Below are 4,366 nucleotides of genomic sequence, written 5' to 3' on the forward strand. Positions count from 1 at the left end.
AAACAGGAGAATGGTGCTCCTTTTGATAACAGTCAGAACAAAAAGATCATGGTGCCTCAGGCGCTTGAGCTTGATGTTGACCAGCTTATCAATTCGACACTTATTCCCGGAAATAACAACAATGATAAGAACCCGTTGAAGGGTGCTTATGAAATTATAGTTAATCCGAGGATGAGCACGGCTACATCTTGGGCTCTTCTTAGAAAAGAAGGACTTATAATGTATGCTTCGGATTCTCCTGACTTCGACTTTTTCGAGGACAAGGAAACCAAAACGCTGAAAGCGACTTTCGGTATTACGATAGGTGTTGGAGTTAAAAACTTCAGGACTCTTGTAGGCTCGAATTTCCCGACAACGTAAGGTAAATCTTAATGGCAGAGTTTCCAGTACAAGGGACGTGTGATGTGTGCGCGGAGACCACGATTCCGCTAACGAAATATAAGGGTCTCTGGTATTGTAAGCTCTGCCTGCAAGAGAAGAAAGAAGAGGAAAAAGATTTAGTCCTTAGGAAAAAGAGGGATAAGGTTGACAATGATTTCACGAAATGGAATCAATAGGAGGAAGGATGAAAAAGATAATAATTGCAATGGCTTTTATAAGCTCATGCGCATTTGCGGGGACTACAAATCCTGCGAGTAATTATCAGTTCAAAGCGGGGTATGACATCGGTCTTACTCAGGGTGATATAACGCTTACTGATGGCGATATGACGTTTACGGATGGGCTTACGATTAGGACGCCGACGTCTGCTGTTATAGTTTCGACATCGGTAACAATGGCCACGATAACAAATGGATTTACTGTTATCCGGTCGAGTGGATCTGACAAAGTTCCGGTTTTCACTCTTGTTTCGGCGGCGACACCGTTTATTTCAACGAACACGGCTGTTTATGCTCTGGGAACAGAAGTTACGATTATGTGTTCTTCGGGAACGGTAACTATCAGCGATAACGGCACGGTTACGAATAGTTGTTTAAGTCTCGGTGCAACGACACGATCATTGGCTATAGGTGATATAATTAAACTTGTATTCACTAATATAGCCGGAGTAGGACACCGCTGGAAAGAACTGAGTTTTACGGACTGTCAGTAAGAAATGGGGAGGGTAGATGAAGAATTATAAAGAGACAAGCGATATGGAAGAGGTAGAGAGATTACAGAGAGAAGGGCACAAAGTAGTCGGCATTTCTTCATCTACGCCCCAAATCTTTACGATTGATATGGGTGAAACTATTGAGAAGCCAATAGAGAAAGTTGCGGAAAAACCGGTTGAGGTGGCAAAGCCTATTGAAGAGGAAAAGCCCGTAGTTAAGCCCGCGGTTAAAAAGAAAGTTAAGAAAAATAGGGGGAAGTAATGAGAAAATATATTATAGCAATAATGCTATTGGGTTTATCGCTCCCAGTTTCTGCGTGGATGGTGCAGGATGGTATTTCTTATAGTTCTTCACAGTCTACAAGAATAACAAGGGGATTCTCTCTTTATGCGACTGGTGGGGCAACTACAACTGCGATTTCATTTAAGAGATTTGTGTCTTCAATGTCTGTCACGCAAACAGCGGGTATTTCTGCGGGAACTACTCACTTTGTCTATGCCGATAGCGACAAAAACACTATTGGCGAGTTTGTGGATTACTTGAATGCTATCCCTAATCTTACTGTTGGTTGTGAGGCAGGACTTGTTGCAGTTATAGACCCCGAATGTTATGAAGGGAATTTGACATCTGAAATAACAGGGAATACTACGGCAACAACTATACATTCAGCCACGAATACGGTTACTGTTGGACTTGACCATATATTGGGAATGATAGAGATAATTCCTGTTCCAAAACCCGGTTATACGCATCACGTTGTTGGATTCAACACTAATGTAACATTTGGCGCGGGGGCAACAAGTATGTATATAAGAAAAGGGGCCTTGTCAACATCAGATATAGGGTATCAGAAAAAGGTCACTACAACCGCCACAAAAGAAGTAATGGAAGTTCCGTTGGTTGTAGGTGAAGTTGATACTGCTATCAGATTTGAGGTTATAGGAAGCTCTTGGATTTCTGCGGGGTACTTTAATCGCACAATAAAACAGAGATAAGGGGGTTATGATATGAGAAAACTATTTTTCTCTTTGATATTCTGCCTATCGCAAGCGTATGCGCTTAATCTCGGAGAGATGCGAACACAGATACGGGAAACATTGAAAGACACGGGGCCGTCATCGGCTGAATACTATTGGAGTGATACTGCATTAAACAGCAAGGTCAATATCATACAAAATCAGATAGTATCTCAGGGGCGGTTCATATTGGGCAAGTATTCCACTTATACTGTATTAAATCAGAGGGAATATGCCCTGCCGTCGGATTGCCTAACATTAGAAAAGGTGTCATTCTGGATTTCGCCGTCAACTACCGCATTTAAGAGATTACAATATAAAAGCATAGATGATTTGGACGCAGAGAATGTTAATTGGCAGAAGCAGTCGGCGGGACAGCCACTTTACTACTATCAGAGGGGCAATAAGATAGGATTATCGCCTGTTTGCTCGGTTACATACTCAACGACCTCAATAAGTCTTGTATTTGAGTATATTAAACAGCCGGACACGCTTTCAAGTGATACGGATGTGCCTTTTGACGAATATCCTCAATTGGTGAGCTTCCATCAGTTAATAGTTATGGGAGTAGTCCAGTTATGCAGTGGCGGTCAAACGGCTGATTACTTTGCGTTGATACAAAAGCAGATAACGGAATTAGAGAAGAACCCAGATTTTTACTGGAACAAACGGCTCTATCCCAGACAACAGTGATGAAATGGATAATAACGGTATTACTACTCTGCGCGCCGTGGGAAGGTGGAGGAAGGAAAGTAAGTTGTAAAATTTGTAATAAAAACTTCTATGCAAAACAATGTTCTGAAAAATATAATCGTGGAAAATTTTGTTCAAGAAAATGTTATGCCGAATGGTTAAGCCAAAACAATCGGGGGGAAGCCCACCCAAACTGGCAAGGCGGAAAATCATTTGAGCCATACGGATTAAAATTCAATAAACAACTGAAAGAAAGAATTAGAATACGAGATAATTTTATTTGTCAAGAATGTGGTAAAACTCAAAATGAGTTAAAAAGAAAACTTGCAATACACCATATCGATTATTGCAAACAAAATAACAATCCTGATAATTTAGTTTCTCTTTGTGTTAGTTGCCATCCCAAAACTAACTTCGGTAGAAAAGAATGGGAGAATTATTACAAAAATAAAATCAGAGGAGTAAAAAAATGAAACAAATAATTTTACTTTTATTTATTTTTGCAAATACTCTTGTATATTCACAGGAAGAATTGTTTTCACATAATCAAAGAGATTTTTCAAAAGGTCTTGATACGAAACATTCCGAGAATTTGATTGGCGACGGATATTGCACAACGGCAGATAACATTTTATTTGATGAGGGTAACGGCTTCAAGACCCGCGGCGGGATAACGGCAATATCATCTTATCCAGTAGCCGGCAAGACCTGTCAGGCATTATGGAGTCTTGAACGCAGTAACGGCGAGAAGTATTTTATCGGCAGTTTTGAGGACGCTCTTTATTACACTATCACCAAAACTGAATGGGTGCTAATCAGAAGCGGGCTGTCGTGGCGACTTAATCCGTTACAGGCAACCGTCTATAATGACAAGATGTTTTTCACAAACGGCATAGATTATGTGTTTTACTTTGACGGCAATACTTATAACGATAAGCTATACGGCGAGATTGAGTTAGATACTATCCGCGGCAAGTATATATGCTCCCATAACAATAAGCTGTTTTTCGGCAATTTCTACGATAACGCCTCAAAGATAAGGTATAATTCGGACGGCTCTGACCCCACGCTCGTGGCTTCATATCCTGAAGCAAATTACGAGTTTATGGGCTATGAGGACGGCGATATACTTATGGGGCTTCATAGCTCACGTAATGCCCTTATAGGCACGAAAAAGTATAGCCTGTGGGGATTGTTCGGACATAATTATACAGATTGGGGCGCACCACAGCGTATAAACAACGATTACGGCGTGTTTTCGGCACAGACCCTTCAAGATGATAAGGGAATGGTCAATTTCCTGTCAAATAAGGGCGTTATCGCGTTTAACGGCTCATCGTGTCAGAAAATAGATATGGCGGTGGAAGACGAGTTTTTGGATTGCGAGAATTTGAAGGGCGAGTATTATTATTGGCAGAATACCAATTCGGTTGACTGGAACGCCGGAACTTCAACAGGGGTAAAGCTTGGCTCACAGGAGATATATTTAACGGATATGAAAAAGGTTTGGAGTAGCTCCAGCACATACCCGACGGCGTTTTCAAGCGGGACATTTTCTTCTAC

The 4,366-nt window shown here is 41.2% G+C and carries 6 protein-coding genes; all 6 read left to right on the forward strand.

Annotated features, from left to right (window positions below; genetic code table 11):
* The first annotated feature begins 565 nt into the window (after positions 1-565).
* Complete coding sequence (locus FP827_04275; GenBank protein ID MBA3052290.1) at positions 566-1,093, forward strand: hypothetical protein; 528 nt, start codon at positions 566-568, stop codon at positions 1,091-1,093.
* A 16-nt stretch (positions 1,094-1,109) separates the two neighbouring features.
* Positions 1,110-1,355 carry a hypothetical protein gene (locus FP827_04280; protein ID MBA3052291.1) on the forward strand — a complete coding sequence of 82 codons (246 nt, stop codon included), beginning with the start codon at positions 1,110-1,112 and terminating at the stop codon, positions 1,353-1,355.
* Positions 1,355-2,089: a hypothetical protein gene (locus FP827_04285; GenBank protein ID MBA3052292.1), complete on the forward strand. Its 735-nt coding sequence runs from the start codon at positions 1,355-1,357 to the stop codon at positions 2,087-2,089. Before FP827_04280 ends, FP827_04285 begins: the two co-directional genes overlap by 1 nt.
* Positions 2,090-2,101: 12 nt before the next feature.
* A complete protein-coding gene (locus tag FP827_04290) occupies positions 2,102-2,803 on the forward strand; it encodes a hypothetical protein (protein ID MBA3052293.1) in 702 nt (233 codons plus the stop codon).
* Positions 2,803-3,276: an HNH endonuclease gene (locus FP827_04295; protein ID MBA3052294.1), complete on the forward strand. Its 474-nt coding sequence runs from the start codon at positions 2,803-2,805 to the stop codon at positions 3,274-3,276. Before FP827_04290 ends, FP827_04295 begins: the two co-directional genes overlap by 1 nt.
* The coding region (locus tag FP827_04300; GenBank protein MBA3052295.1) for a hypothetical protein at positions 3,273-4,366 on the forward strand (1,094 nt) is incomplete at its 3' end. The genes FP827_04295 and FP827_04300, both read left to right, overlap by 4 nt.

The sequence above is a fragment of the Candidatus Omnitrophota bacterium genome, assembly GCA_013791745.1.
Lineage (GTDB): Bacteria > CG03 > CG03 > CG03 > CG03 > CG03.

Coding starts and splice junctions, on each gene's coding strand:
- FP827_04275 (MBA3052290.1), top strand. CDS start 566: ATGAAAAAGATAATAATTGCAATGGCTTTTATAAGCTCATGCGCATTT.
- FP827_04280 (MBA3052291.1), top strand. CDS start 1,110: ATGAAGAATTATAAAGAGACAAGCGATATGGAAGAGGTAGAGAGATTA.
- FP827_04285 (MBA3052292.1), top strand. CDS start 1,355: ATGAGAAAATATATTATAGCAATAATGCTATTGGGTTTATCGCTCCCA.
- FP827_04290 (MBA3052293.1), top strand. CDS start 2,102: ATGAGAAAACTATTTTTCTCTTTGATATTCTGCCTATCGCAAGCGTAT.
- FP827_04295 (MBA3052294.1), top strand. CDS start 2,803: ATGAAATGGATAATAACGGTATTACTACTCTGCGCGCCGTGGGAAGGT.